Here is a 26,163-nt window from a genome sequence, read left to right as displayed (position 1 = left end):
TTAAAAGCGTTTATGTAAGTTTATTAGTTAGCTATCATGTATTAATCCTTATTATATCTTACTAAAAAAAGAATGGGGTGATTTTTCTGAACATTAAGAAAAATACCAAAAGCAGAAAGTTCGTTACATGTTTATTAGTTAGTCTATGTACTCTTAATTATTCATCTATTTCTTTCGCAGAAACACAAGCCAGAAATGCAGCTGATATAACTAAAAATTTTAGTAGCATTGATACTGGTATCGCGAATCTTAAATATAATAATCAAGAGGTTTTAGCTGTAAATGGTGATAAAGTAGAGAGTTTTGTTCCGAAAGAAAGTATCAATTCAAATGGTAAATTTGTAGTAGTGGAACGTGAGAAAAAATCACTTACAACGTCACCAGTCGATATTTCGATTATTGATTCTGTAGTGAATCGCACGTATCCAGGAGCTGTACAACTTGCCAATAAAGCATTTGCAGACAATCAACCGAGTTTATTAGTGGCTAAGAGAAAGCCTTTAAATATTAGTATAGACTTACCCGGCATGAGAAAAGAAAATACAATCACTGTCCAAAATCCGACATATGGTAATGTGGCTGGAGCAGTAGACGATTTAGTATCTACTTGGAATGAAAAGTATTCTGCAACACATACGTTACCTGCAAGAATGCAGTATACAGAATCTATGGTTTATAGTAAATCACAAATCGCAAGTGCTCTTAATGTTAATGCGAAATATCTTGATAACAGTCTAAACATTGATTTTAATGCGGTGGCAAATGGAGAGAAAAAAGTGATGGTGGCGGCATATAAGCAAATATTCTATACCGTAAGTGCTGAACTACCTAACAATCCATCCGATCTATTTGATAATAGTGTTACTTTTGATGAACTAACTCGTAAAGGAGTAAGTAATTCAGCTCCACCTGTTATGGTCTCAAATGTAGCTTATGGTAGAACGGTTTATGTAAAATTAGAAACCACATCTAAGAGTAAAGAAGTACAAGCTGCTTTTAAAGCTTTACTTAAGAATAACAGCGTCGAAACGAGTGGACAGTACAAAGATATTTTTGAAGAAAGTACCTTCACTGCTGTCGTATTAGGCGGAGATGCGAAAGAGCATAACAAGGTTGTTACAAAAGATTTCAATGAAATCCGAAACATCATTAAAGATAATGCTGAATTAAGTTTTAAAAATCCAGCATACCCAATTTCATATACAAGCACTTTCTTAAAAGATAATGCAACTGCTGCTGTTCATAACAATACAGATTATATCGAGACGACAACTACAGAATATTCAAGTGCTAAAATGACACTTGATCATTACGGTGCTTACGTTGCTCAATTTGATGTATCTTGGGATGAATTCACATATGATCAAAATGGGAAAGAAGTATTAACACATAAAACATGGGAAGGTAGTGGCAAAGACAAAACGGCTCATTACTCTACAGTTATCCCTCTTCCGCCAAATTCAAAAAATATAAAAATTGTAGCAAGAGAATGTACAGGTCTTGCATGGGAATGGTGGAGAACAATTATTAATGAACAAAACGTTCCGTTAACAAATGAAATAAAGGTTTCAATTGGAGGAACAACATTATATCCAACTGCTACTATTAGTCATTAAGTTGGAGTGAAGCGCCCTGTTTATAGGGCGCTTTTTAGTAGTGCTTAGTGACTGATATTTTCTATACATTCATTTGATTGTTGAATATGAAGGTATGATCCTCATCGATCTCATATTTTACCTTTTTTGAGTTGTTGAATCGGAAAATTCAAAATAAACATTGTGCATCTTGTGTTAAATATTGTAGAATGAAATGGTACTAAAAAAACTAAATTGGTACCAATGGTTTAGGGGGCGGATTATGAAACAAAGAATAGTAACAGAAACAAGTCATCAAATTCAAACGAAGGGGTTTACATTTACAATTAGTGACTTAGCAAAGCAATTAGCTGTGAGTAAGAGGACAATTTATGAGCACTTCTCTTCAAAAGATGAAATAGTAGATGAAGTTATTCGTCATGTAATAGAAAGTATTCAAGAAAAGGAAAAAAATATAGCTGAAGATGATACGTTACAAACAGTTGAAAAAATAAGACTCATCTTAATTTGCATTCCACAACAATTTCAATTCATGGATGCACGTTTATTAGTAGAATTAAAAAAACATCATTATAATCAATGGTTAAAATTAGATCAGTTTTTACGTGAAGGATGGTCTACTGTAATCGGTTTATTAGAAGAGGGAATGAGGGAAGGAAGCATTAGAAAGATTCAAATTCCATTTTTTATTGAAGTATATTTGGGAGCACTGAATCGCATATATGATCCTATGTTTATTGAAAAGAGTGATTATACATTAGGGAGTATACTTGAGTCTATTATGGACATGTTGATCTATGGAATCTCTAATCCGGAGTAAAAGGTGGGAGAATAGTGCAGTGGATTTATTTATGCTTAGCAATTTTATTTGAAGTAGCGGGTACGACTGCGATGAAACTATCTGATGGATTAACAAAACTTGTACCAAGCATACTTATTTTTGTATTTTATGTAGTAAGTTTTGTATTTCTGTCATTCGCATTAAAGGGGATGGAAATGTCTGTTGCCTATGCGGTTTGGTCAGGTATGGGAATTGTAACGATTACAATAATTGCGTTCTTTTATTTTGGAGAAAGTATCAATGTAACTAAGATACTAGCAATTCTCTTTATTTTAATTGGAGTTGTAATTTTAAATTTTAATAGTACGGCACATGAAGCGAAGAAAAAAGAAATGGTGGAGGAACGTATACATTGAATCGATTAAAGTATTTTTTCTTTATTACTGATCTTGGGTTTGTTGTATATTGGCTCATAACAATTTTTCATATGATTCCGCAAGAATATTTGTTTAAAGATTACCAAGATCCTATTTTAGTAGCATGGAACTGGTCTTTTTTACCCTTGGATTTGTTAATCTCGTTAACGGGATTTCTAAGTTTGTATTTACATTCTAAACAAAAACATATTTGGAGCCACTTTGCGTTCTTATCATTAATTTTAACTTTTTGTTCAGGATTACAAGCGCTAGCATTTTGGACAATCCGTTTAGATTTCGATATTTCTTGGTGGATTCCTAATTTACATTTATTAGTTTACCCATGCTTCTTTTTAAAAAGTGTTTGGAGGGAGTGTGGATGGTATGAGACGAATATAAGAAAAGAAAGAAAAGAGTTCATTTAATATAAGAAAGACAGGATCTTTAAGCACATTCGAATTTCTAAATCAGTTTTTTCGCTAGCCATAGATTAGAAGTCAAAACAATTTCCGAAATGAAGATAGCCGATGGTTCCTATGTTAAGGAAGCATCGGCTTGTATTATGTATATTGAGTTAGTTCACGTTTCTGGAATAATTGTAATAGCGACGGTCCGAACAGGGGTCTCTTTTTCGTCGCCTTTATTTTGGGTATGGTAGTATTTATTCATTAACTCGTTAAGTTCGTTTTGAAAGCTCATAAAGTGTTCTTCATCGAGCTTTAAGTCCACAACAGAAAAAGTAGCACTATCTTCTTGATTGTTTTGTTCCTCTAATTTCTTAAGGTAACTTTGATATTGTGTCATAAGTGATAACTGATAATAAGAAATGTAGTTTAACTTTTCATCATTAGATAATCCTTTCCACTCACTTCCTTCAATTTTTGCATCTTCTTCATTGATTGCGTAATATTTTTCAGAAACAGATTTCACCTTTTTTTCTTTAATTACATGGACGATACCAGAATCAACCATAGTTTGTAGCTGTCTATATAGTGTTGCTTGTGGCACATTTTTAATGATTTTTACCATTTCTAATGGTGTTAGTCCATCTTCCTTATTTCTCATTAATACTTGGCAAATCTTCATTCTTACTGGATGCATTAAGATTTCAACTTTATTACTCACTATATCACCTTATTCATTATTTATTCTCATTATAAATAATGAGAATAATGTTTGCAATACATCTGCTCTTGATTTATCATTATTATTATCAATAATGATAATGAGTTTAGGAAGGAATGATAAAAATGCAACTACATTATGGATGGAATGATCTTAAAGACATGGATATTATGGCGTTTCTCCCAATCATATTGCCGGTTATTGCAGTGGGAGCAGTTTTAGTTTCCATTGCGTTAATTGATTTATACCGACATAGAAATACAAGAAAAAATGTACTTATATGGACGCTAATTATTCTTTTTGTTAACGTATTGGGACCTATTCTGTACTTTGTTATAGGGAGAAAGGACGGTGAGAAATTATGAAATTAGAGATTAGAAATGTAACAAAATCATTTAAAGGAAAAATTGCTGTCAATACTTTCTCGATGGAACTGCAATCAGGGGAATGTGTAGGGTTAATTGGACCAAATGGAGCAGGGAAATCTACATTAATAAAAGTGATTTCAGATATTATGAATCCAGATGTTGGCGAAGTCTTATTGAATGGGATAAAAATATCAAAAATGAAAAGGGAAATTGGCTACTTACCGCAATACCCTAATTTTTTTCATTGGATGACGGCGCGAGAAACCCTTATGTTTATGGGGCAACTTTCAGGGATGAAAAAAGAAGCATTGGCAAAGTCGATACCAGAAATTTTGGAGAAAGTTGGATTAAGTGGAGAAGAAGGTTCAAAGGTGAGTACCTTTTCTGGGGGAATGAAACAAAGACTCGGTATTGCACAAGCATTACTGCATAAACCAGCGCTTATTGTCATGGATGAACCGGTATCTGCATTAGATCCAATAGGTAGAAGGGAAGTATTGAATTTAATTGAAGAAATAAAAAAAGATACGACTATTTTATTATCAACCCATATATTGAGTGATGCAGAAGAAATCTGTGAACGATTTGTCATGATTAAAGATGGAACAAAGATAGAAGATACAACAATTACTGAGCTTTTACACCGCAATAGTGAAAATAAATTAATCATTGAAATTACAGCTAAAGATCGAGAGTGGATTGACGTTGTAAAAAATTTACCGTATGTGAAGGATGTAGAAGTGATAGGACTTAAAGTCAAAGTGAAGGTTGAGAGTATCGAAATAAATAAAATTATGTTACTGCAAAATGCAATCGAACATAAAGTGGACATTGTTAAATTTGAAATGAGCAACGATACTTTAGAAGAAATTTTCTTGAAATTGGTGGTGCAAAAATGAATAACTCAATGATATTGATAAAAAAAGAATGTGTTCAAATGTTACGTGATTTTAAGATCATTTGGCTACCAATTGTTTTTATATTTTTAGGGGCAACACAGCCAATAGTAACGCATTACTTACCATCCATTTTAGGAGCATTAGGTGGAGGGCAGGGAATTACCATCGATCCAAGTATGACAGCACAAAAAGGAGGCGAAGTACTAGCGAGTACTTTGGGGTCTCAGTTTGATCAGCTCGGACTTATGATTCTAGTAATTTCTATGATGGGTGCCATTCAAACAGATAAAGCTAACGGTATGTTAGCCTTTATTTTAACAAGACCTGTTACGGTTACGTCGTATATAGCTGGGAAAATAGTATCAAATTATGTAATAGTAGCGCTTAGTGTAATGATTGGATACTTTACCTCTTATCTATATACAAACTATCTTTTTACTGTTGTTCCGTTTTCGTACATGATTACTGGATTACTATTTTATTTAATTTGGGTTCTTTTTATCGTATCTTTCACAACTATGATAAGTGCTATTTTTCACAGTCAAGGTATGATTGCGCTAATTTCAATTGCTTTTCTTTTAGCTTGTAGAATAATCGTCGGTTTGATTCCAATAGTAGATCAGGTTAATCCAGCCAGTATGAGTAAACATGCAATGGAAACGTTAGTCACGGGGGCAGTAAATTCAAATGCAATAATTAATGGATTACTAGCTATAGTTTGGATTTTATTGACACTCTTCGTAACATATTATTGGATTACGAATAAAAAGTTTAAGGATGAATAACCATGATGGGGGGAATGGATTCAAATAAAACACCTTGGCAAGAAAAAGCTTCCACTACTGTGGAAGCTTCTCTAAATGATGGGCAATATCAATATACATATTTGAGTAAACTGAATGGATTTCATTACTTGGCGTAGCGTTAGATGAGAAGTGGACAATGACCATATTTGCTTTCGGATCAATGTAAAGTGTTTGTCCGTAACTACCTAACACTTCAAACGCACCTTGTTCATTGTGCGGTATCCACCATTGATTATGATAAGAAATGGAAGCGCCAGGGCCAACTGCAAGTTCACCTTCTTGGACATTTTTTATATCTTCAGTAATAGAAGAAGGGAGAATTTGTTTTCCGTTATATTCTCCGTTGTTTAATAGTAATTGTCCGAATCTAGCCATATCTCTAGCAGTCGCATTTAAACCAGCACTTGCTTGTTCTACTTTCGTTTCATCTGTAACGTAATACGCGTTTTCTTCCATACCAATTTGAGACCATATGCGCTCGCTAACATTTTCAGCTAATGATTTACCAGTGATTGTTCGAATTACCCAAGCGAGCGTTTCCGCTGATCCATTATCGTAAGAAAAATCGGAACCAGGCGGTGCAGTTTCTTCTGCTTCTCGTAACATATCATAAATTCTCATCGGACCGTCGTAGTTTTTACCTCTAGGTAAAATATTGCTAGCTAAATATAGTTGTGCATCTTGATTTTCTAACGCTGGATGTTCATATCCGTGAGTAGGGTACTGTGCAGAAACTTGCATGTCCATTAATTGCTGAAGTGTGGCATTACCAAACGGTGTATTTTTTAATTCTTTTATATATGTATCAGCTGTTTTTTCTAAATCAATACGGTTTTCTTCAGCGAGAGATTGTATAATTACCCCTGTAAAAACCTTCGCTAATGACGCCATACCATGAGGCTCACTCTCGTTATATCCATTGAAATATCGTTCATATACAAGTTGTCCATTGTGTACAACGACAAAAGCATCCGTTTTATTATCGTCTAAAAGTTTTTTTAGAGGAGTTGTATTTCCAAATCTACGTTCCACAGCAAAATCGTCTAAGTTTTGCAATGCGGTAGAGAAGTGGAAAACGTGATCCGGGTTATTTTTCACCTCGTTAATCAAAGTGAATTCTTTCATATGTGTATACGACCAACGTAAGTATGGGTCATCTAACCAATTTTTCTTCGTCACGTTATTTTTCGATGGAATTGTTTTATTATGTTTGAAGTATGTAAAACCGAGCCCTGTAATTACAAATATAAATGTGATTATGAGTAAGAGTAGGGGAGATTTTTTAGGTTTCATAGGGGGTCCCTCCTTTTTTATTTCTATTATAAGTATACGCTTCTATTGAAAGAAATACAAAATAAGGAAAGTAAACGGGGAAGTTTACTTTCCTTATTCATGTTAAGCGGAAACTTTTCCATCTGTATGTTGTTTCTTGAATTTTTGTTTTCGTCCGTGTAATCCATAATAGAGAAGTAAAGTAAACGCAACGATAATAGCTGCGATAAAATACATATTATGGTAACTTGATTTCGCTGCGACGATACCTAAAATGAAAGAACCAAAGCCAATACCACTATCAAAGAATGAGAAGTACGTAGCTGTCGCAGAACCACGTCGGTGGTTTGGAGCGGCAGAAATCGCAATCGTTTGGAAGCTAGGAATTAATGTTCCGTAGCCTAAACCGATTAACATACCTGCGCCAAGGAACCAAAATGAAGTTTGTGCTTGGCTTAAAATGAACATCCCAATTGTGAAAATAATGATAGCTGGGTAAACAAGTACATTTTCACCGAAGCGATCAAAAATCTTACCTGTAAATGGACGAGAAATTACAACAACAAGTGCGTATAAAATAAAGAAGTAACTTGCAATGTCAGCTAAACCGAGCTCTTTTGCATAAATAGGAATAAAGGATAAAATGCCACTATAAGAAAAGGCTAAAACAAATCCTGTAAGAGCAATCGGAATAGAAGATGGTTCAAGTAAGTCTTTCCATTTCATTTTTTCTTGTTTTTGTTTCTTTACTGGTGCTTCATGTGGAATATTTACAAGTAGTCCTAATAAAAATGCAAGCAATGAAAATACGGAACAAACGATAAATAATACTGTAAATGAAAAATGAGAAATAATTGTTAAACCTAAAAAAGGACCAATTACCATCGGCAAACTCATGAATACGCCGAAATAGGCAAGTGCTTCGCCGCGTCTATGAGCTGGCGCAACATCTGTGACAATCGTACCAGTTGCAGTTGTTGCCATACCGAACCCAATACCATGTAAGAAGCGAAGGGCAAGTAATAAAAATAAACTTTGCGCACCGAAATACATAACAGTAGCGGCTAAAAATAAAGAAAGTGAAATAAATAATATTTTCTTTCTTCCTAAATCATCGAGCCATTTTCCTGTAAATGGTCGACATAAAACGGATGAAATAAGAAAAACAGTTGCAACTAAACCAATTTCCTCAGGTTTTCCTTTTAGGCCGTCTATTACATAGACAGGCAAAGTAGTCATAAGCATATAAAATGTTAAAAAGAGAAATAGACTACTAAAACAAGTTCCGAGGAAATCCTTCGTCCAAAGTTTCTCACTTTGCATCGTCATCCCTCCAATTTAATCTAAGTTTTTAATAATTTGTTGTAACACTTGAAATGCTTGATGTAACTCATCTTCGTTAATACCTTCTAGCGTCTTTTCTTCGAAAGTATCAACTTCTTCTTGCCATACCGGAATCATTTTTATCGCTGTTTCTGATAAAGAAATAAGCTTCTCACGGCGATCTTTTCCTTCTGTACGAATAATCCATCCCATCGTTTCCATACGTGTTAACGTACGAGTCATCGTTGGTGATTCAACATTTAAATACTGGCATAGCTCTGTTTGCGTGCAAGAACCAGTTTGATTGATGCGGAAAATAACAGCCCATTGCGCACTAAATAACCCAGTGGGAGATACGCGCTCATTAAATTTCTTCGTAAACTTGCGAGAAGTCTGGCTGACAATGTGGAAAAAATGTTGTTTTTCGTCCATGTATTTTGATCCTTTCAAATTAGTTACCTAGCTAACTATATACTTTTTCATTATAATTGTCTAGTAATAGACATGTTGATTTATGTAAAAATTTCGTATAGGTTTTATGTTGCGAACGTATATTCTGCATGCTATTCTTTAATTAAGTAAAGAATTTTCTTTCTATTAAAAAGAATGGGGGAACTTGTGATGATTAAGCCTGCAACAATGGAGTTTGTTTCACTATCGAACGGAGAAACGATTGCGTATCAGGAAGTTGGAAGGCAAAATACAGAAATTCTTGTACTCATTCACGGGAACATGACGTCGTCACAACACTGGGATTTAGTTATTGAAAAGCTGCAAGATCAATACCATATTTACGCTCTTGATTTAAGAGGATTTGGCCAATCAACATATAATCAATCGATAGATTCATTACAAGACTTTGCAATAGATGTAAAACTATTTATCGATCAATTGAAGCTAGAGAAATTTTCATTAATGGGCTGGTCAATGGGCGGTGGTGTTGCGATGCAATTTACAGCAAATCATCCAACGTTTGTCGAAAAGTTAATTTTAGTAGAATCAGTTGGCATGAAGGGATATCCAATTTTCAAAAAAGATATTAACGGGCAGCCAATCGTATCAAGTTTAGTAAAGACGAAGGAAGAGGTTGCACAAGATCCCGTACAAATTGCTCCAGTGCTAGACGCGATAAAAAATATGAATAAATTATATTACCGAACAGTATGGGATTTATTAATATATACACATAATCAACCGGAACCGGATCGTTATGAAAAGTATTTAGATGATATGTTAACGCAGCGTAATTTCGTAGATGTAAATTATGCGCTCATTACATTTAATATTTCAGATGAACATAACGGGGTTGTAGGTGGAAATAAGCAAATTCATCATATTAAAGCTCCAACACTCGTCATACAAGGTGACAGAGATTATGTCGTACCGCAAGTAGTCGGTGAGGAATTAGCAAAACATTTACCGAATGCAGAGTTGAAAGTGTTAGAAGATTGCGGACACTCACCGTTTATTGATTGTTTAGATGTATTTATAAAACATGTAGAGGACTGGTTAGAAGAGAAATAATCCCCGAAATGAGATGTATTGCATATACTATAACATTGTAGGTAAAAGGGGAGGTTATCCATGCATCATCCGTTCTTAATTGCGCATTCGCCATATAATCATCACTTATATACAAAAATAATGATAGATCCGCTGTATATGCAAGTTTCACCATCTGTAGTTCCGTTACAACTACAGCAGCCACCAATAGCTCATGCACATCACTACTTATATGGACCATCATTTTATGAAAATCCATATTTCAAGCATTTTCATTACAATGTGAAAGCACAAGTTTGGGAAGGATAAGAAGCTAAAAGAATCATTCTTTTAGCTTCTTTTTTTATTTTGAATATTCGTACACGTATTTGAAGAAACAGTTTATAATGAAAGGTGGACAGCGTGAGAAGGAGAGGGAAAGGGATGTCAATACGTTTTACATTTTGGATTATGGTTGGGATTGTAGCAATCTCGGGTTTGTCACAAGGGATGCTTTTACCGGCCATTGCAATGATTTTTGAACAAGAAGGGGTTAGTTCAAGTATTAATGGTATTCATGCGACGGCACTATATATTGGGATATTAGTTATTTCCCCGTTTCTTGAAAAACCGATGCAAAAGTTTGGAATGAAGCCAATTATCGTTATTGGTGGGTTTCTCGTTATTATTTCATTATTCTTTTTTACACAAACTTTTTCATTTTGGGTATGGTTCATTCTTAGATTTGTAGTTGGAGTCGGAGATCATATGCTTCATGTCGGAACACAAACATGGATTACGACAACAGCAGACCCAAGTAAAATAGGGAGACAAGTATCGATATACGGTGTATTCTTCGGAATTGGTTTTGCCGTTGGCCCGTATTTAGCAAGCACTGTGCAGTATGGTCTTGCAACGCCATTTATTATATCTACTATACTTTGTCTAATAGGTTGGCTATTACTATTACCAACCAAAAATGCATTCCCGGCGAAAGATGAAAGAGAAGTGAAGGGTGAATCATCATTTTCTCGTTATAAACAAGTTGTTGGATTAGGATGGATTGCGTTACTAGGACCACTTGCATATGGCGTACTGGAAGCAATGTTAAATAGTAACTTACCAGTATACGCGCTACGTAAAGGATGGTCTGTTTCAGAAGTATCCTTCTTATTACCAGCATTTGCAGTTGGGGGCATTATTACACAAATTCCGCTCGGTATATTAAGTGATAAATACGGAAGAGACCGTATTTTAACGTGGACGTTCAGCATAAGTACGGGAATTTTTCTATTGGCAGCAGTATTAGACCAATATTATTGGATTGTCTTTGCCTGTATGCTATTAGCGGGTATGGTCATTGGATCGTGCTTCTCATTAGGCCTTGGATTTATGACAGATTTATTACCGAGACACTTATTGCCAGCAGGTAATATATTATCTGGAATCGCCTTTAGTTTAGGAAGTATACTGGGACCTGTATTAGGAGGCGTATTTATAGAAAAAATACAGTATACAAGCTTTTTTATTGCGGTTATGATTATAATAGGAATTCTCGCAATGTTATATATCGTCTACATGAAGAATCAATTCGCATCAAGAAAAATAGAAAGTAGGTTAGGGCATGACAAAACAACCTAATAAAAAGAAATTTGAAGTACTCGAAAACGAAACAATTACAGATTGCTTAGCACGTATGGAACAAGAAGGCTATGCACCATCTCGTCGTATGGAAGAACCAATCTTTCATGAAGTGAAGAAAAACCGCAAAACAGAAGTTGAACCGTGCGGTAGAAAGATTGTCTTTGAGGGGAAATTGAAGTAATACAAATAGCAAATTCTCTTTATAGTATAGAGCCACCCAATTCATTTGAGTTGGGTGGCTTGTTTTTTTACGGATCAATGAAAGACTAAGCTAAACGACCTTCATTTTTAAAGGTAGTATGGAGAGGAATTAACTACATAAAAATGTAAAAGTAAATTGAAGGATGTTTAATTTATAGAATTTTAGCGTTGGAACAAGAATGAGAAAGCTGGACTATGTATACCTTTGTAGCAAAGAACAATTATACAAAAGTAGGATGCTTAAAAATATATTTATTTGTATGATAAAAACAAAATGTATTTTAAAAATGAGAAGGTAGAGGAGGGACAATATAATATGATACAAAGCATATACGAAACTCATTTACATGTAAGGAATTTAGAAAAGGCGATAGATTTCTATCAAAATAAGTTAGGCTTAACAGTAGCAAAAAAACTATCGAAAAGACGGGTTGCTTTCTTTTGGATAGGAGAAAATAAAGAGCAAATGCTCGGTTTATGGGAAGTACATAGTAATGAAGATTTTGAGACGAAACACTTCGCTTTCCGTGTAGATTTGGAGTTTTTAAAGACTGCTAAATTTTGGTTAGAGGAGCGTGGAATAGAAGTAGTAGGGAGTCAGGGGAAAGGGAATGAAGAGCCAATTGTTCAAAGGTGGATGCCAGCTGCAAGCATATATTTTCTAGATTGTGATGGAAATAAATTAGAGTTTATTTCTATGTTACATGATGATCCAGATGAATTAGAATATGCAACGTATTTAAGTGAATGGGATGCAGAGCATCAAGAAAAATAAAGTTTAAACAGTAGGAGTTATATAGTTTTGGATTATATTAAATAGATAGAGACAAATAAAATCCCTCAAGAAAAAGCATGTTCTTGAAGGATTTTTTATACTTTATATGGCTTGTAACGTATTAACGATCTTCAGTTTTAGATATTTCAGCGCGTTGAATATAACCATCAGAGAAGCTGAAATAAAGAGAATAGCTTCCTCGTTTATATATAAAGCCTTCACTAGTCATATCCTCTCCGATTAAATCGGGCTCACCAAACCATTCTTTTAATTCGTGGATAGGGATACCCATTTTCACCCATATATATCTTGCGTCCGAAGGGTACATATCAATATAATAATCTCCGTATACCGCTGTATTAGGTGCATCACATTCTGTACAAGGTGCTTGCTTCAAAACATCAGGTACTCCAAATTCTTTTTTTACTTCAGATATATCTTTACGCAATGTATTTAATGTAAATGGACCAAACGTCCCATTCTGTAAAGCGGTTGTTAACATTTGTTTCAATTCTTCTTTTGAATTGATGTTGAAATTATAATCTCTGTTTTTTGCTATTGCATTATATAAAAATTGTGCATACTGCTCACGCTTTACAATCGTATTTCCAATAAAATTACCTGACTCGTCACCTTGTGCTATGCGGTTACTACGCACTGCATTTACAGATTCATAGGCCCAATGACCTTTTGGTACATCTTTAAAGTTCCCTTGTCCTTTTAATTCTAAATGAAATGCTTTTTGTAATACTACTGCCATCTCATAGCGAGTTAATACATCATCTGGACGAAATGTACCTGTGCCATCACCTTTCATAATTCCAGCTTGTGCAATGGCCTTAATATCTTTTTCAAACATATGATTTGTAATATCACTAAACATATTCTCTTGTTTATCGTCTGCTTTTAAACCTAAATATCGATTGACTAAAGAAGCTACCTGTCCTCTAGTAACATTGTCCCCAAAACCAAATTTCCCATTTCCATATCCCTTATAAATGCCTGCTGATGCTAAGTAATCGATAGCAACTTTTGACCAGTGGTCCTTTGGTACATCTGTAAATACATTGTCATTATTGCTAACTTCCGTATAGCTCTTTTCGTTAACGTTTGTTTTCGTAGTTGTTTCTGCGTTTACCGTGCCTACCATCGTTGTAGTGGCTAGTGCTGCGGTTAGTACGAATCCAAAAATTTTTTTAACTTTACTTGTTTTTCTGCCCATTTGTGAACCCCCCTTGTTATATGAAACGAATTGAATAACCTAAAAATGTAATATAATTTAATGTTTACATCGTGATTATAACATGTAATTAATGGAAATTTACCGTAAATTTCTATGGGATAAATGTCTATTTTTCTAACTTGCATGAAACTTGATCAGCTTATTTATAAATCAATTCAACAAAAGCATATAAACTCCTTTTCGCTATTTGTGAACAGTAAAACGCGTCTTTTTTCAATCTACGATAGAAGACAGAACGTATATTTGGTATAATCAAAACATACTATATGAAACGATGTACATGAGTTTGAGATTTATGTAAAAAGGAATACATAACAATAACTACGATATAGGATTCAGTTCATGTTATACAAATTAATCGTTAGAAAGGAAAAGAAGTAATGAATCAAATTTCATTTGAAGATTTATTTGAAGAAGAAAACGAGAAAGAAAAGGTGGAGGTAGCTGAAATTCCAGTACCTTTATCGCCATTGCAGAAAGATATATTGGAATTAATGGATTCTGAAGAAATAAGTGCTCTTGAGCTATGCGAACAATTAATACGAGCTGGAAAAATATCAGATGAAAGATTCACAACGAATAAGCCTAAAGCATATGGAGAAGTATGCTTATTATTAGAAGGCTTTGTTAAAGAAGGAAAGCTGATTTTTGTTAAAAGTGATGAGAAAAGAGATAGGGTTTATAAATTGAATGAAGAAATGTTTAACGGATAAGGTGTGCAGGGGGAATTCATTCGTTTTTCTCATCAAAAAAGGTGTCAATCTTGCTTAGATTGACACCTTTTTTAATCATCTAACATCTAACATATTTACGCTTGAAACCAAGTCTGCCTCTATCAAGTTCTTTCTGAATACTCTCTGCAGCATTTAGCAAACTGCTCTTTTTATTTTCACGTTTTACTTCAACTATACCAACTTCTTTTGCAATCTCGACTGCCTTTTCGTGTAGTGGCACATATGAAATTGCTACCGTGTTTAAGAAATTATTCATAGCGGATTTAGTTCGTTCTGGCGAATCATGAATCGTATTTTTTACCATTTCAAGCATAGCGACAATTTTGCTTTCGGAAAATTCATTGTCTTTGCGATTTCCTAAAAGCCAACAGTAGCAACTCCAGCCTGCAGACATTCGTAGCTCGTCTCCACTTGCAATCCATTTGTCAGCAACATCTTGTGCAATATTTGATTCTGATAAAGTTACTGCCACTACATAATCGGACAACATATAAAAATACGCTCCGTCTATCCAGCGATCAAAATCCGATTCACTCATAGCTTTCGGATCCGCAATAATGCCTGCAAAGTACATAGCATCGTAGTTACCTGTCGCATAAAGTTCTTCAGCTAATTCTTGATTTAATTTTATTTTTTTAGCGATTGGTTTCATAGCACCTGTAGCTACTCCGAAAACTGGCTCGTGCGCACCGTTAGATATGTACATTTTTTTCGTTCTTTCCTTGCCTAGGGCTTCAAGCTCTTGCATAACTGTTTTAAAATCCAAAGCTGTGCACTTCCTTTCTTAATATAAAGACCATGTTAATTGTGAGCATCTAGTTTATATTTTTTATCATGTTTTCCATACTTTCTAATTTTAAGTCTTATGTGAGTAGGATGTCTACTTTCTATAATTTGTAGATAATGCAGTTAGTGATTTTAAAAGTCTAGCTATCTATAATTGGAAGGATACTATATGAAAGTAAAAGGGAAGGAAATACAGAGGTATAGCTTATTACATAAATTTGGGGGATGAAAATAATAGTTTACCTTTGGCTCTTTCTCGATATTATCATGTTATTATTTGGTAAGGGGATAAATGGAATTTAAAGTTAAATATGTGAGGTTGATTCTAAATGAAAAAGAAATTTACTAGAGTAGTACTAACTACAGTGATACCAATTAGTCTTATCATGGGTTGTGGGAACACTGAAAAAACTAAAGCACAAGAGTCGAAAGCGGCACAATCGGAGAAAAAGGACTATACGGATTACTCATATGGAAGCAAAGGTATATTAGTAAGCGGAAAAGCGAAAGAACGTCAACAATACGAGGTTGGATATATGGATGATAACAAATTAATTGGGGTTGACGAAAATATTGAGGACTGTATTGTTTTAGACAATAAAGACGAAGCAGGTCTCGTTTGGAAGCAAATAGAGCGTGGATCGATTATTGAAGTGCAATATGGTAAGGACCGCAATGATATTGTAGGCGTACAATTAGTAGGAGACCGTGAGTCATACGAAATTAGTGATAAGTTTGATCGAAATACGGTAAACGAGATTGTTGAAAACGTTAAAGGGAATTTGTAATAAAAGCTAAAATGAAAAAATATTTAAGCTTACTATTAATAAAGTCGATTCCTTATTGAGATAAGAAATCGACTTTATTAATTATCTTTTTTTGGAAGTTGTCTTTCCAAAAATTATAGCTATTATCAATAACGTCTTTTAATTTGAAATAGTTTTCCCAAGTATCTTGCACATGGTAGAGAGTTTCTTCGTCTATAAAAACGTCTGAGTAATCACTTATATATTTCCATTTCTCATCATTATTAAAGTAATACATCGCGAATTGGTTGCCTTCTTCATTTAACATGTCGTCTGCCAAAACACCATCCCAGTTCATATAAATTTCTGTGCCAGTCATTTGTCTAAGTTTAAACTGTTTAATTTCGTCTTGAGACTCTTCTTCAAATTCTTCACTAAATAAATGATGTTCAATTATCCATCCTAAAAACATACCGGTATGTACAAAAGCTTGATCGATTGGTAAGTCCTCAGGAAAATCACCTTCATAATGGTACTTCGCTTTATCGTAAACAATCGTATCTAACAATCAGTTCATCCCCTTTAACTAACGTATTATCTAATAAGCTCGTACTGTTTGTTTTAATAGTTCAACTATGTTTTCAAGCCATTCTAGCGGTGTTATTTCTAGTCCTTCAAAATATATTCCAGCTACTGAATATCGTATGTACTCCCGTTTTTCTTCATCATTTTTTTGTCTTCTTCATTGCAGTTATCAATATGAGAAAACTTTTCCAAATAAAACTCCTTTCAATGTAAAAGGTTACATCTATATTATCGCAAGAATATAAAAATGTTAATATTTTCAAAAAGAAAAAGTAGAAAGAAACAGGATTTATTTAATAGATACATAGTAGTTATGAAAAATTATAAAGGTCCTTCTTGTTGAAGAAAATCAGTAAAAGGTATCCTAATCTATTTTTGAGAAGTAGTAGTGTGTAAGGGGATAAGTGCTTTTGACGATAATTGCAATTGGTTATAAAATAATGTCTGTTAAGGAATTTTTTAGAAACTATAATTCGCCTGCTGGGATAAGGTGAAGTGTTTATAAAAAGGCGGAATAAACATATTTTTATACATAGTAGATTCATAGTCTTTCACGAATGAGAAAATAAAGGGAGGTTAGGAGACTTACACGAACTGTGTAGGTATTTCATACAGCAATGAATATTAAAAAACGAGTAATCATACTATCAACAAGTTTAGTAATGTTAGGGAGCGCACCTTTAGCAATATCAGCAGAAGAGAGTAAAAACCTTCAAACTGATCAACTTCGTATCGCGAAATGGGAGAGTGGAACGGGTGGATTCAGTTATTCTGATTTCAATCTAGAAACTCCAGACCACATGCAAATTAACGAAGCGGAAGTATCAGAGAATGAGAAAATTCTCTTAGAAGAATATAAACATAAACATGATGAAACAGAAGAGTTACATAAAATGAAAGAAGCGAAAAAAGGTCAAGTAGCGGATGAAGAAGCGATTTCAAATATTGAAAAGGCATTTGAACATGTAGACGGTCGAAATGATGGTTCTACTCGTGAAATGAAGCCGGTTGAAAAGCCAAGAGCTATTCAGTATAGTGCATCGATGACTACAAAGAAATATGGAACACTTGCAGGTGTACCGTTTGTAGAGTGGATTGTTCCAGCGGGAAACCCTGATATTCGCCCTGCCAATCCGATGAAAGCACGTTACATTACAATTCATGAGACTGCAAACACAGCTCGCGGTGCAAATGCTGAAAATCATGCGAAATATTTGTATAAACAAGCAACAGAGGGTACGTTCCGAACAGCCTCATGGCATTTTACAGTAGACGATAAACAAATCTATCAGCACTTACCAACAAATGAAAACGGTTGGCATGCAGGAGATGGTGATGGTTCAGGAAATAGAGAATCCATCGGTATTGAAATTTCAGTTAACCAAGATGGGGATTACAATAAAGCGTTAGAGAATGCGAAGCGACTTGCAGGATATTTAATGAACAAAGAAGGTATTAGCGCGGACCATATTTATAGACATCAACAATGGAGCGGAAAAAACTGTCCTGATATTTTAATTTCTCGTGGGAATTGGACTGGATTCGTACAAGGTATTCAATGGTATGAAAATGTTAACACACAAATTGACTCGCCTTTGCAAGAAAGAAACGAGCTATTTGATTCAAATGAATTTAATCCAGCTGAACCTAGCATGGAGTTAGTCGTTAATGGTGACGGTATAAACATACGTAGCGGTGCAGGACTTGAACATCAAACTGTTCGTAAAGCTTCAAACGGGGACCTTTACAAAGTGTTAGCAGTTAAAAATGGTTGGTACAAAGTAGGAAATGGAGAGTGGATTTTCTATAATCCAAGTTGGATTAAAATTAACTACAATGTACCAAAAGAAGAAGTACAAAAGCCAAAAGATGATATTACAGGTGGATGGTTTGAGGGACATATTCGTAAACTACACAGTCTAGGTATTATGCACGGGGAAGGAAATGGTGTATTTGCGCCTTACCGTAATGTAACAAGAGCTGAGTTTGCGACATTAATCGCCAATGCTCTTAAACTGCCAGAAGGAAATAAATCATTTGTAGATATAAACAAAGCGCACCCATCACTTCATGACGGTATGAAACGTAGTGCAAGTGCAGGAATTATTAGCGGTCGTGGTGGAGGGGTTTTTGACCCGAACGCACCAATCACTCGTGAAGAAGCATCTATCATGATTGACAACGCATTACAGTATAAAGGTGTTACAGGTGAATTAGTCGCATTACCATTTAGGGATAAATATTTGATCACATATAAACAACCTGTTCAACGATTATACAGCTTACAGGTAGTTACTGGTGTTGGAAATAATGAGTTTAATCCTAAAGGTACAACAACTCGTGGTGAGGCAGCTGCCTTGTTAGTGAAGATGTTAGATGCAAGTCAAAAATAGAAAGAATGGTAAAGGAGCTATCCAACATGATAATTTGGAGCAGCTCCTTTTTATTTTAGCCTCTATGAAGCCCCTTCCAAGCCCCTACCAAGTAATAAATCACTAAGAAAAAACAAAAACAACTACAAGAACAAAAAAGCGCGAAAAAATAAAACCGGTGTTGTAATAGTTGAAAAATTTGGAATTCAAATGCAAAAACAAGGGCCTCATTCCTATATGTATATTGAAGGGTTGAATTCTGTCTTTTTATGAATAAAAGGAGGAGGGAAACATATGGCGGTGTACCGTAATGTGTAGGTGAACTTTTGGCAAGATGAATTCATATTAGATTTAACGCCAGAGGAGTGTTATTTTTACATATACTTGTTAACTGGTACGAAAACGAAGCAATGTGGAATTTACGTATTACCGAAACGTTTAGCAGAACTGGAAACAGGCTACAGTATGGAGACTGTTGAAAAGCTGTTAAATAGGTTTGTTGCATATGGGAAAATTTTATACGATGCGGAAACGAAAGAGTTATACATACTAAATTGGTTACACTATAACCCTATTTTAAATACGAATGTAAAGAAGTGTGTGTTACGTGAGTTAAAGACTGTAAAAAATAAAGAATTCATACATATGTTTTTACGTAAATGCCTGGAAGAAGAATGGAAGATTCCATTGTTATTAGAGCATTTTGGCATGCCGAAAGAAGAGGATAATAGTAGTTTACAAGAAGTTGCTGAGGAGAAGGAAGAAGAGATAGAAGATGATACTTCGCATAGTGAAGTTTATAAGTTTTACGAACAACATATAAGTAATCTATCTCCATATATCGTAAAGGAATTAAAAGAGTGGATACAAAAAGTTTCAGGAGAGAGAGTATTAGAGGTTCTGAAGATTGCGTTTGAACAGAATAAGCGAACATTTACTTATGTGAAGGGGATTTTGAGGAATTGGTGTAGCAAATATGGTGGAGAGAAGTGTGTAATGGGAAGTTTAGAGAGAAGGAGAAGTGTTTTGAGTAGTGTGTTTTAATTTACATTAACTTAACAGGGAATGTATGTTCGTTTTTTGCTGGTTTTATGCTATACTACCATTAAATAAGGGTATTTTAATAATCCCTCTAAGAAAGGTGGTGAATACAATGGTTAGAAAGAAAGCAGTGAAAGTATTACGTAAACAAAAGAAAAGAGAAACAATACAACGATTCACGCAGAAACAGAATATTGGACGAGCTTGTCTCACTGCAAAAGAATTTCGTTTACTTCAACGTATGTCACATAGTTCAAAAGCGTTGCAAAATGTTGGATTGTATACCATTAAACAAAGTTATTTGAACGATAATAAAATGGCTACGATAAAAGAAGTGGATACTGCTATGCAAGCCGATATGAATTACTGGGGTATTCAATCAAACTCTGTTCAAGCGATTCGTAGATCTTTATTTACAGAAGTGAAGAGCTTTTTTAAAGCAATGGAACAGTGGAAGAACAAACCTGAAACATTCACAGGTCGTCCTAAGTTTCCGAATTATTCTCGTTCCACTGACAAACGAATTATTGAAATCTATCAAGTGCCAAAAGTGGATGAGAACGGGTATTGGATAATCCCAATGAATGTTGCATTCAGAAAAAAATTCGGTTCCATTAAAATATGTATGCCCAAAAACTTAAGAAATAAAAAAATCTCCTACATTGAGATTGTACCGAAGCAAAAAGGTCGGTTCTTTGAGGTGCATTACACATATGAAATGCACGTTTCTCAAATGAAGAAGCAATCCACGACTACGAGTAACGCTTTGAGTTGCGATTTAGGTGTAGATAGGTTATTAAGTTGCGTAACAAATACAGGTGATGCATTTTTAATTGATGGAAAAAAACTAAAATCCATTAACCAGTACTTCAACAAAATGATACGTAATCTCCAACTGAAAAATGTGGAAAACGGACTTTCTAAACGAATTGTAACGAATAAAATGGCTGTACTTTGGCATAAACGAGAAAGGCAAATAAATGGTTACATTTCACAAACGGTAGGCTTGTTGTTCAAAAAAGTGAAAGCATTCGATATAGATACTATTGTCGTAGGGTATAACGCAGGTTGGAAACAAAAATCAGATATGGGGAAAAAGAATAATCAAACATTTGTTCAAATCCCATTCCATAAACTGATGGCAGCGATTGAGAATAAATGTATAAAAGAAGGCATCCAATTTTGAAAACAAGAAGAAAGCTATACTTCAAAAGCTAGTTTTCTTGATAAAGATCCAATTCCTGTTTGGTCTAAGGATGATAGGACTCATTATCACTTTAGTGGCAAACGAATCACTCGTGGTTTGTACCAAAGTAAAGCAGGAACATGTATTCATGCGGATATTAATGGTGCGCTGAATACATTGGAAAAATCAAGAGTTGTAGAATGGGATGACAATCTCAAAGTGAAAACGCCGATTCTATTAGAAGTGCAAAAACGTAAGGCTGTTGCTTCGTGCATAGCTTAGTGGGTGCGTCAACCATCCATGTGTACTCGACTTGTCGGGGCTTGTAGCACACGCCGGAGTCATCTGAGTGGTGGCTTCTTCCACAAGGAAGAATTACTCTTTTTCGAAGGGGTGGTGCAAGTGGGAAAACAATCATTCGTTGCCAGTACCAACCAAAAACTTACTTGAGGTGTTACCATAAGGTGGCATGGATGCTAGAGCATCAAACTGTCTAGCGATAGACGAAAAGACCTAGTGTTCTAACTCAAGCCCCCTCTGAAACGTTTCAACTCAGTGGGGGTAGTTGACACGGGAAAGAGTTTGCTCCTATATTTTTAAAAGAGTTAAATAAAGCACCTTTAAATGAAGTAGAGAAAGAGGGCGTAAAACAATTAACGAAGTGGAATTTTTACGATAGTAAAGATGAATCGGCACCGTTAATATTCCATTTATTAATGAAAGAGATTTCAAATACGTTATTTTCAAAAGAAATACCGAAAGATGTGATGGAGTTATTTGAAGGGAAGTCACAAGTCGTTGATGAATTGATTCGAAAAGAAGTAGCAGGAGAAAAGAGCGCTTGGTTTACGAAGTACGGGGGCTTCACGAAAGTTGTGCATACATCGTACAAGAATGTAATGAAGAAATTACAGAAGGAATATGGCCCCGATGTTGCGGAGTGGAAGTGGGGCGATTACCATCAACTTGCTTTTACACATCCAATCTCAAAATCATCTAGTATGTTAGTACTACTTGCATTTAATCGTGAGAAACCAGTTCCAATTGGCGGAAGTCAAGTTACCGTTCAAGCAGCGAGTTACGGAGATAACGGTATTGTCAATCACGGAGCGTCTTGGAGATTCGCAATTGATACGAAAGATATGTCAAAAGGTTATCATATCGTAGGGCCAGGACAATCAGGACATTTTAGAAGCAATTGGTATCATGATCAAATAGATAATTGGGTAAATGGCACGTATCATACGACTACATTGAATACGGAGGGGAGAGAGGGGAAGGTGTTAAATTTAGAGCCGAAGTGATAGGGTGTTTTTGTTTGTGGAGGGGACTAGTAATAATCTTTTTGATAATGAAAGCTTATCATTTAGAACATAACCCAGTTCTTAAATAATTTTAACAGCCAGCCTACTATCATTTAATTTGATAGTAGGCTGTTTCCATATTCGATGTTTACAATCGTTGCCTACATAGACTGTTTTTAGATAGGAGAAGCTGCAGGGGGGATTTGTAGTATATAAATAACACCTCCTAGTCTAGTGCTAGTTAGGAAAAGTCGGTTATTTAAGGGGTTTGTGCCATTTTTTATTTAGAAATCTTGAAATAATTAAGATTCCTTGGCAGTAATGAAAGAAATATAAAATAAAGCATATTTATAACAGAAACAGCCCCAATTTCTCATTAGGAATTAGGGCTGTTTTTATGATGGACATACTTTCACTTTTCGGAACGGATATTTTCAAATGATAATCATTTGATGTACCAGGACAAGATGAGAATGTATTTAGTAATCTCTTAACTCTGCATATAGAAGACGAATATTCAATTGTCCAAAACTATAACAGTGTAAAAGATAGGTTGGTAGCTAAGGTATATCCTTTTGCTAGAGATTCATTCGGTAACCTTTTATGTTTCGATTATCGAAATAGCACTGAATCATCAACAGTAGTATTTGGGGATCATGAAGAAGAAAACATAGAGGAAGCAATATATCCTGTTTGCTCAACATTTACAGAATTGCTTACTAGTCTACGTGATTTCGAAGAAGAAGATCGAGGGAACTAAAAAACGGTCTAGAATTCTAGACCGTTTTTTTATGATTTACTAATTTTTCAACCATCATCCGTTTTCTCTAGTTCAATTACGATTACTTTTTTAGCATTACCTTTATATACAGCATCAACAGTTACTGTAGCAATTTCATTTTTCTCTTCGACTTTTCGAATTTTATAGCTTTTAAGATCCTTGCTAACCGATTTCATTAGGTCTGCATTTCCACCCGCAAAAGCAACAATTTTCTTCGCTTTAGGAGTGAATAACTCGCCAAAATCTTTAACATTTCCTTCTTTTGCATCTTCGAAATACGCTGTAGCAACTTCTTCAGGATTACGATTATTTCCACATGCTGCAAGTGCTGTAACTAATAAAGCTATTACAACTATTAACATGATCATTTCAGTTTTGAGGGGAATTAGTTAACAAAGACCAGGTATTATTTGCAACAGAACCGTCCCTTTGTACCCCTTGTTTCGTCATTTTTCTAGGCCATCCAACTTGACAAATGTTTTTTTTTATCAAACTACAATGAAAATCATTATCAATAATATGGGGAGGATACTTTTGTCTATAAATGAAAAACAATATATTTATAGGTTAATAACCAGATCTTGTTAAGTCGTATGTACTATTTTTAGTTTAGCGTTGCCCAGAATGTACACTAATTAATCTCGCGAATTACAAGAAAACTATTATTGAAATGAGGCGTGCATTGTGAAGTTGGACGTGAATGAGTTAGCAGAGTATCTTGCCAATAATCCTTTCCGAGTAGAAGGAGTATATCGTTATGCTAAAAATCCAGGTGTGCCTTGTGCTGAGTCTACAGATTCTTTCCCAGGATTTGTATTTCCACTTACAGGGAAGACGCAATTTCAATTTAATGGTACGCTGTATATCCTTTCCCCAGGAAAAGTTATACATGGGGGTGCAAAAATGACATTAGCCCATAAAATGCTTGGTGAAATAAACTGGGAATATATTCTTGTTTTATATCGGATAAGCAATTCAGAACGAGAAGACTCTGGCTTTACTCATCAGCATTTTGAATTATTAACAGGACAATCTCCTCGTCTTGTCGAATTACTTATGCGTCTTTGGGATGTGTATAATCAGCGTGGAGGCATTTCGATGTTTCAGGCCGAAATGCTGTTTCGCGAAGCGTTGAATGAAGCTTTATTAAGTGTTGTCAATAGAGAAAACAACTATGAGTCGCATACTTTATTCGAACGAATATCTAGTTACGTTCATGAATACTATTATAAAGATATTACAATACATACGCTTACAGAACAAAATAATGTTAATCGAAATCATCTTTCTTACGTGTTTAGAAAGCATGCAGGTATGGGGCCAGCAGAATATTTATTGAACTATCGTATAAAGATGGCTCAAAAAATGTTATGTACAAGTGGTGTGCCTGTACAACAAATTGCGCAGGCTGTTGGAATCGCAGACCCTTTTTATTTTAGTAGAGTTTTCAAGAAGCGAGTTGGCATTTCGCCTACTAAATCTCGCGAGAATTTCATCAATAATCCATACTAATGTCAACAGGGGTCCATTCTTATTTGAAAATCACTGTTCTATACTTATGGAGAGTTAAAGGAAACATTGGATTGAAAGTACCTTCATTGAAATCACTTCTTTGTACTATCTGAATGAAAAGTTCTCGCCTGAGCATTTTCTTTTTAAGCGTAATGACGACTTTTTCACTTAGATTACTGTAATATAGTGGAATTTAAAAGTGAGGAGGGATTATTATCCATTACCAACCTATTAAACTAAATGACGAGTTATCTAAAATTAACGATTATTGGTATCCACGAGTGATTGGTGAAATGAATGATGATCAAATTCAGATTTTTAAAGCTAATGGAGATTTTATATGGCATGAGCATCCTAATACGGATAAGCTATTTATTGTGTTTGAAGGGGAGATGTTCATCGATTTTCGTGATGGACAGGTGAAAATTTCTAAGGGCGAGATGTTTATTGTCCCGAGAGGCGTTGAGCATAAACCTTTCACTGAAAAGGAATCCCACATCATGTTGGTAGAGCCTAAAAGGGAAATGGATTGATAATTGTATCTAATGTTTCGTTGGCAGATAAGAAAGTGCAGATACAATTGAGAAGTTAGGATTTAAATGCTCTATTATGGAACAAAGCATGCATCTTTAATTGATACCCTATTATAGAAATATTATGCAGTAACCTTTTCCTTATTAATTCGCCCGTATTCCTATTCTAATATCTAAAATAAAAATACATCACTATTAAATAGTGATGTATTTTTATTTTAGAAAGAATCGTTGTACGTAGCTGTACGAGAATAAAGTTCTCTTTAATTAATAGATTTTGTATCGAAAATCTTATTTAATATATATAACTACAAAGATTTATTTATAGCAAGTACTCATTTTAACATCTGTATATCGAGATGAAAAATGCGTATTTTTTTAAATAGAGGCATCAAAGTGGATAAATATCATATTCTGAAACAACTCTTGAGTAAGAATTTTTTTAAAATTAGTTGGTTCCAAATAATAAATACTAATAATCTTATATAAGTTTATTAGTGGTGTTTTTAAAAAGAAATACTAGCAAAAATTTGAGTTGTCTTGAATATTGACAATAACATTTTAGAATTTATCCCAAGAACCTCCTTAATGTGCATATGAAAGAAATGAGGAAGGCGAATTTTATAAGATTGAAAATTATTACTGAGAACGTT

Annotated in this window: 26 protein-coding genes and 3 pseudogenes; 21 read left to right on the top strand and 8 right to left on the bottom strand. The window is 34.6% G+C overall.

The annotated features are described in order from the left end of the window. Positions 1-77 precede the first annotated feature (77 nt). The 4 genes from alo (at position 78) to AAG068_RS16375 (ending at position 3,217) form a co-directional block, all read left to right on the top strand. Positions 78-1,616, top strand: coding sequence for an anthrolysin O/cereolysin O family cholesterol-dependent cytolysin Alo (alo, locus tag AAG068_RS16390; protein ID WP_342715008.1), 1,539 nt, complete (start codon positions 78-80; stop codon positions 1,614-1,616). A gap of 241 nt (positions 1,617-1,857) precedes the next feature. Beyond that, the gene (locus AAG068_RS16385) at positions 1,858-2,415 is read left to right on the top strand and encodes a TetR/AcrR family transcriptional regulator (RefSeq protein WP_342715007.1); all 558 of its coding nucleotides are present in this window, start codon (positions 1,858-1,860) and stop codon (positions 2,413-2,415) included. Between the two features lie 14 nt (positions 2,416-2,429). Continuing rightward, positions 2,430-2,792 carry a DMT family transporter gene (locus tag AAG068_RS16380; protein ID WP_342715006.1) on the top strand — a complete coding sequence of 121 codons (363 nt, stop codon included), beginning with the start codon at positions 2,430-2,432 and terminating at the stop codon, positions 2,790-2,792. Beyond that, positions 2,789-3,217, top strand: a complete 429-nt coding sequence (locus AAG068_RS16375) for a YvaD family protein (RefSeq protein ID WP_342715005.1) — start codon at positions 2,789-2,791, stop codon at positions 3,215-3,217. Before AAG068_RS16380 ends, AAG068_RS16375 begins: the two co-directional genes overlap by 4 nt. A gap of 154 nt (positions 3,218-3,371) precedes the next feature. Here AAG068_RS16375 and AAG068_RS16370 read toward each other — a convergent pair whose 3' ends face one another. After that, complete coding sequence (locus tag AAG068_RS16370; protein ID WP_342715004.1) at positions 3,372-3,917, bottom strand: transcriptional regulator; 546 nt, start codon at positions 3,915-3,917, stop codon at positions 3,372-3,374. 125 nt (positions 3,918-4,042) lie between these two features. Here AAG068_RS16370 and AAG068_RS16365 point away from each other — a divergent pair, with 125 nt between their 5' ends. From AAG068_RS16365 to AAG068_RS16355, 3 genes are read left to right on the top strand one after another with little or no spacing between them, the layout of a single operon-like run. Further along, entirely contained in the window at positions 4,043-4,282 is a 240-nt protein-coding gene (locus AAG068_RS16365) for a PLD nuclease N-terminal domain-containing protein (RefSeq protein WP_342715003.1), read from the top strand. After that, positions 4,279-5,184 (top strand): ABC transporter ATP-binding protein, encoded by a 906-nt coding sequence (locus AAG068_RS16360; protein ID WP_342715002.1) that lies wholly within the window; start codon positions 4,279-4,281, stop codon positions 5,182-5,184. The genes AAG068_RS16365 and AAG068_RS16360 overlap by 4 nt, the downstream gene beginning before the upstream one ends. Continuing rightward, positions 5,181-5,969, top strand: a complete 789-nt coding sequence (locus tag AAG068_RS16355) for an ABC transporter permease (protein WP_342715001.1) — start codon at positions 5,181-5,183, stop codon at positions 5,967-5,969. Before AAG068_RS16360 ends, AAG068_RS16355 begins: the two co-directional genes overlap by 4 nt. Before the next feature lie 54 nt (positions 5,970-6,023). On the opposite strand, the gene AAG068_RS16350 is transcribed toward AAG068_RS16355, so the two are convergent. The 3 genes from AAG068_RS16350 to AAG068_RS16340 form a co-directional block, all read right to left on the bottom strand. Further along, positions 6,024-7,283 (bottom strand): serine hydrolase domain-containing protein, encoded by a 1,260-nt coding sequence (locus AAG068_RS16350; RefSeq protein WP_342715000.1) that lies wholly within the window; start codon positions 7,281-7,283, stop codon positions 6,024-6,026. Between the two features lie 102 nt (positions 7,284-7,385). Continuing rightward, entirely contained in the window at positions 7,386-8,585 is a 1,200-nt protein-coding gene (locus AAG068_RS16345) for an MFS transporter (protein WP_048525207.1), read from the bottom strand. 15 nt (positions 8,586-8,600) lie between these two features. Continuing rightward, positions 8,601-9,017 (bottom strand): MarR family winged helix-turn-helix transcriptional regulator, encoded by a 417-nt coding sequence (locus tag AAG068_RS16340; RefSeq protein ID WP_139365427.1) that lies wholly within the window; start codon positions 9,015-9,017, stop codon positions 8,601-8,603. A gap of 189 nt (positions 9,018-9,206) precedes the next feature. Between AAG068_RS16340 and phaZ the strand changes: the two genes are divergently transcribed. The 5 genes from phaZ (at position 9,207) to AAG068_RS16315 (ending at position 12,687) form a co-directional block, all read left to right on the top strand. Continuing rightward, complete coding sequence (phaZ, locus tag AAG068_RS16335) at positions 9,207-10,109, top strand: intracellular short-chain-length polyhydroxyalkanoate depolymerase (protein WP_342714999.1); 903 nt, start codon at positions 9,207-9,209, stop codon at positions 10,107-10,109. A 60-nt stretch (positions 10,110-10,169) separates the two neighbouring features. Beyond that, positions 10,170-10,397, top strand: a complete 228-nt coding sequence (locus tag AAG068_RS16330) for a hypothetical protein (RefSeq protein ID WP_342714998.1) — start codon at positions 10,170-10,172, stop codon at positions 10,395-10,397. 114 nt (positions 10,398-10,511) lie between these two features. Continuing rightward, positions 10,512-11,708, top strand: coding sequence for an MFS transporter (locus tag AAG068_RS16325; RefSeq protein ID WP_342714997.1), 1,197 nt, complete (start codon positions 10,512-10,514; stop codon positions 11,706-11,708). Continuing rightward, on the top strand, positions 11,692-11,892 hold the full coding sequence (locus tag AAG068_RS16320) for an NETI motif-containing protein (protein ID WP_342714996.1): 201 nt from the start codon (positions 11,692-11,694) through the stop codon (positions 11,890-11,892). The genes AAG068_RS16325 and AAG068_RS16320 overlap by 17 nt, the downstream gene beginning before the upstream one ends. A 336-nt stretch (positions 11,893-12,228) precedes the next feature. Beyond that, positions 12,229-12,687: a VOC family protein gene (locus AAG068_RS16315; protein ID WP_342714995.1), complete on the top strand. Its 459-nt coding sequence runs from the start codon at positions 12,229-12,231 to the stop codon at positions 12,685-12,687. Positions 12,688-12,808: 121 nt separating this feature from the next. Here AAG068_RS16315 and AAG068_RS16310 read toward each other — a convergent pair whose 3' ends face one another. Next, positions 12,809-13,909 (bottom strand): S-layer homology domain-containing protein, encoded by a 1,101-nt coding sequence (locus AAG068_RS16310; RefSeq protein ID WP_342714993.1) that lies wholly within the window; start codon positions 13,907-13,909, stop codon positions 12,809-12,811. A gap of 401 nt (positions 13,910-14,310) precedes the next feature. Here AAG068_RS16310 and AAG068_RS16305 point away from each other — a divergent pair, with 401 nt between their 5' ends. Beyond that, positions 14,311-14,643, top strand: coding sequence for a DUF3895 domain-containing protein (locus AAG068_RS16305; RefSeq protein WP_098668444.1), 333 nt, complete (start codon positions 14,311-14,313; stop codon positions 14,641-14,643). Positions 14,644-14,722: 79 nt separating this feature from the next. Here the strand turns inward: AAG068_RS16305 and AAG068_RS16300 are convergent, their stop codons facing one another. After that, the gene (locus tag AAG068_RS16300; protein ID WP_342714992.1) at positions 14,723-15,430 is read right to left on the bottom strand and encodes a DNA alkylation repair protein; all 708 of its coding nucleotides are present in this window, start codon (positions 15,428-15,430) and stop codon (positions 14,723-14,725) included. Positions 15,431-15,779: 349 nt separating this feature from the next. On the opposite strand from AAG068_RS16300, the gene AAG068_RS16295 reads away from it, so the two are divergent. Further along, positions 15,780-16,238 (top strand): hypothetical protein, encoded by a 459-nt coding sequence (locus AAG068_RS16295; RefSeq protein WP_342714991.1) that lies wholly within the window; start codon positions 15,780-15,782, stop codon positions 16,236-16,238. 52 nt (positions 16,239-16,290) lie between these two features. On the opposite strand, the gene AAG068_RS16290 is transcribed toward AAG068_RS16295, so the two are convergent. Further along, positions 16,291-16,764 (bottom strand): hypothetical protein, encoded by a 474-nt coding sequence (locus AAG068_RS16290; RefSeq protein WP_342714990.1) that lies wholly within the window; start codon positions 16,762-16,764, stop codon positions 16,291-16,293. Between the two features lie 634 nt (positions 16,765-17,398). Between AAG068_RS16290 and AAG068_RS16285 the strand changes: the two genes are divergently transcribed. The 5 genes and pseudogenes from AAG068_RS16285 to AAG068_RS16265 form a co-directional block, all read left to right on the top strand. Then, the gene (locus AAG068_RS16285; RefSeq protein ID WP_342714989.1) at positions 17,399-19,174 is read left to right on the top strand and encodes an S-layer homology domain-containing protein; all 1,776 of its coding nucleotides are present in this window, start codon (positions 17,399-17,401) and stop codon (positions 19,172-19,174) included. A gap of 297 nt (positions 19,175-19,471) precedes the next feature. Beyond that, positions 19,472-20,197 (top strand): DnaD domain-containing protein, encoded by a 726-nt coding sequence (locus tag AAG068_RS16280; RefSeq protein WP_342714988.1) that lies wholly within the window; start codon positions 19,472-19,474, stop codon positions 20,195-20,197. A 109-nt stretch (positions 20,198-20,306) separates the two neighbouring features. Then, positions 20,307-21,662, top strand: a pseudogene (locus AAG068_RS16275) (RNA-guided endonuclease TnpB family protein). 287 nt (positions 21,663-21,949) lie between these two features. Beyond that, positions 21,950-22,684 (top strand): annotated as a pseudogene (locus AAG068_RS16270) (penicillin acylase family protein); the annotation flags it as partial. 448 nt (positions 22,685-23,132) lie between these two features. Then, a pseudogene (locus AAG068_RS16265) lies at positions 23,133-23,444 on the top strand (SMI1/KNR4 family protein); the annotation flags it as partial. Positions 23,445-23,491: 47 nt separating this feature from the next. Here the strand turns inward: AAG068_RS16265 and AAG068_RS16260 are convergent. After that, positions 23,492-23,833 carry a lumazine-binding protein gene (locus tag AAG068_RS16260; RefSeq protein WP_342714987.1) on the bottom strand — a complete coding sequence of 114 codons (342 nt, stop codon included), beginning with the start codon at positions 23,831-23,833 and terminating at the stop codon, positions 23,492-23,494. Positions 23,834-24,149: 316 nt separating this feature from the next. Here AAG068_RS16260 and AAG068_RS16255 point away from each other — a divergent pair, with 316 nt between their 5' ends. Together AAG068_RS16255 and AAG068_RS16250 are read left to right on the top strand one after the other, a co-directional pair. Next, a complete protein-coding gene (locus tag AAG068_RS16255; RefSeq protein WP_342714986.1) occupies positions 24,150-24,977 on the top strand; it encodes a helix-turn-helix transcriptional regulator in 828 nt (275 codons plus the stop codon). A gap of 293 nt (positions 24,978-25,270) precedes the next feature. After that, positions 25,271-25,510 carry a cupin domain-containing protein gene (locus AAG068_RS16250; RefSeq protein WP_342714985.1) on the top strand — a complete coding sequence of 80 codons (240 nt, stop codon included), beginning with the start codon at positions 25,271-25,273 and terminating at the stop codon, positions 25,508-25,510. Positions 25,511-26,163: the final 653 nt, after the last annotated feature.

The organism is Bacillus paramycoides (assembly GCF_038971285.1).
Taxonomy (GTDB): domain Bacteria; phylum Bacillota; class Bacilli; order Bacillales; family Bacillaceae_G; genus Bacillus_A.
Note: the sequence above shows the minus strand (reverse complement) of the source record. Positions and strands in the feature narration are given on the sequence as shown.

Bases quoted from the DNA above. Each gene is read 5' to 3' on its own strand.
- AAG068_RS16385 (WP_342715007.1), top strand. From the start codon at position 1,858: ATGAAACAAAGAATAGTAACAGAAACAAGTCATCAAATTCAAACGAAG.
- AAG068_RS16365 (WP_342715003.1), top strand. From the start codon at position 4,043: ATGCAACTACATTATGGATGGAATGATCTTAAAGACATGGATATTATG.
- AAG068_RS16360 (WP_342715002.1), top strand. From the start codon at position 4,279: ATGAAATTAGAGATTAGAAATGTAACAAAATCATTTAAAGGAAAAATT.
- AAG068_RS16355 (WP_342715001.1), top strand. From the start codon at position 5,181: ATGAATAACTCAATGATATTGATAAAAAAAGAATGTGTTCAAATGTTA.
- AAG068_RS16350 (WP_342715000.1), bottom strand. From the start codon at position 7,283: ATGAAACCTAAAAAATCTCCCCTACTCTTACTCATAATCACATTTATA.
- AAG068_RS16345 (WP_048525207.1), bottom strand. From the start codon at position 8,585: ATGCAAAGTGAGAAACTTTGGACGAAGGATTTCCTCGGAACTTGTTTT.
- AAG068_RS16340 (WP_139365427.1), bottom strand. From the start codon at position 9,017: ATGGACGAAAAACAACATTTTTTCCACATTGTCAGCCAGACTTCTCGC.
- phaZ (WP_342714999.1), top strand. From the start codon at position 9,207: ATGATTAAGCCTGCAACAATGGAGTTTGTTTCACTATCGAACGGAGAA.
- AAG068_RS16330 (WP_342714998.1), top strand. From the start codon at position 10,170: ATGCATCATCCGTTCTTAATTGCGCATTCGCCATATAATCATCACTTA.
- AAG068_RS16325 (WP_342714997.1), top strand. From the start codon at position 10,512: ATGTCAATACGTTTTACATTTTGGATTATGGTTGGGATTGTAGCAATC.
- AAG068_RS16320 (WP_342714996.1), top strand. From the start codon at position 11,692: ATGACAAAACAACCTAATAAAAAGAAATTTGAAGTACTCGAAAACGAA.
- AAG068_RS16315 (WP_342714995.1), top strand. From the start codon at position 12,229: ATGATACAAAGCATATACGAAACTCATTTACATGTAAGGAATTTAGAA.
- AAG068_RS16310 (WP_342714993.1), bottom strand. From the start codon at position 13,909: ATGGGCAGAAAAACAAGTAAAGTTAAAAAAATTTTTGGATTCGTACTA.
- AAG068_RS16305 (WP_098668444.1), top strand. From the start codon at position 14,311: ATGAATCAAATTTCATTTGAAGATTTATTTGAAGAAGAAAACGAGAAA.
- AAG068_RS16295 (WP_342714991.1), top strand. From the start codon at position 15,780: ATGAAAAAGAAATTTACTAGAGTAGTACTAACTACAGTGATACCAATT.
- AAG068_RS16285 (WP_342714989.1), top strand. From the start codon at position 17,399: ATGAATATTAAAAAACGAGTAATCATACTATCAACAAGTTTAGTAATG.
- AAG068_RS16260 (WP_342714987.1), bottom strand. From the start codon at position 23,833: ATGATCATGTTAATAGTTGTAATAGCTTTATTAGTTACAGCACTTGCA.
- AAG068_RS16250 (WP_342714985.1), top strand. From the start codon at position 25,271: ATGAATGATGATCAAATTCAGATTTTTAAAGCTAATGGAGATTTTATA.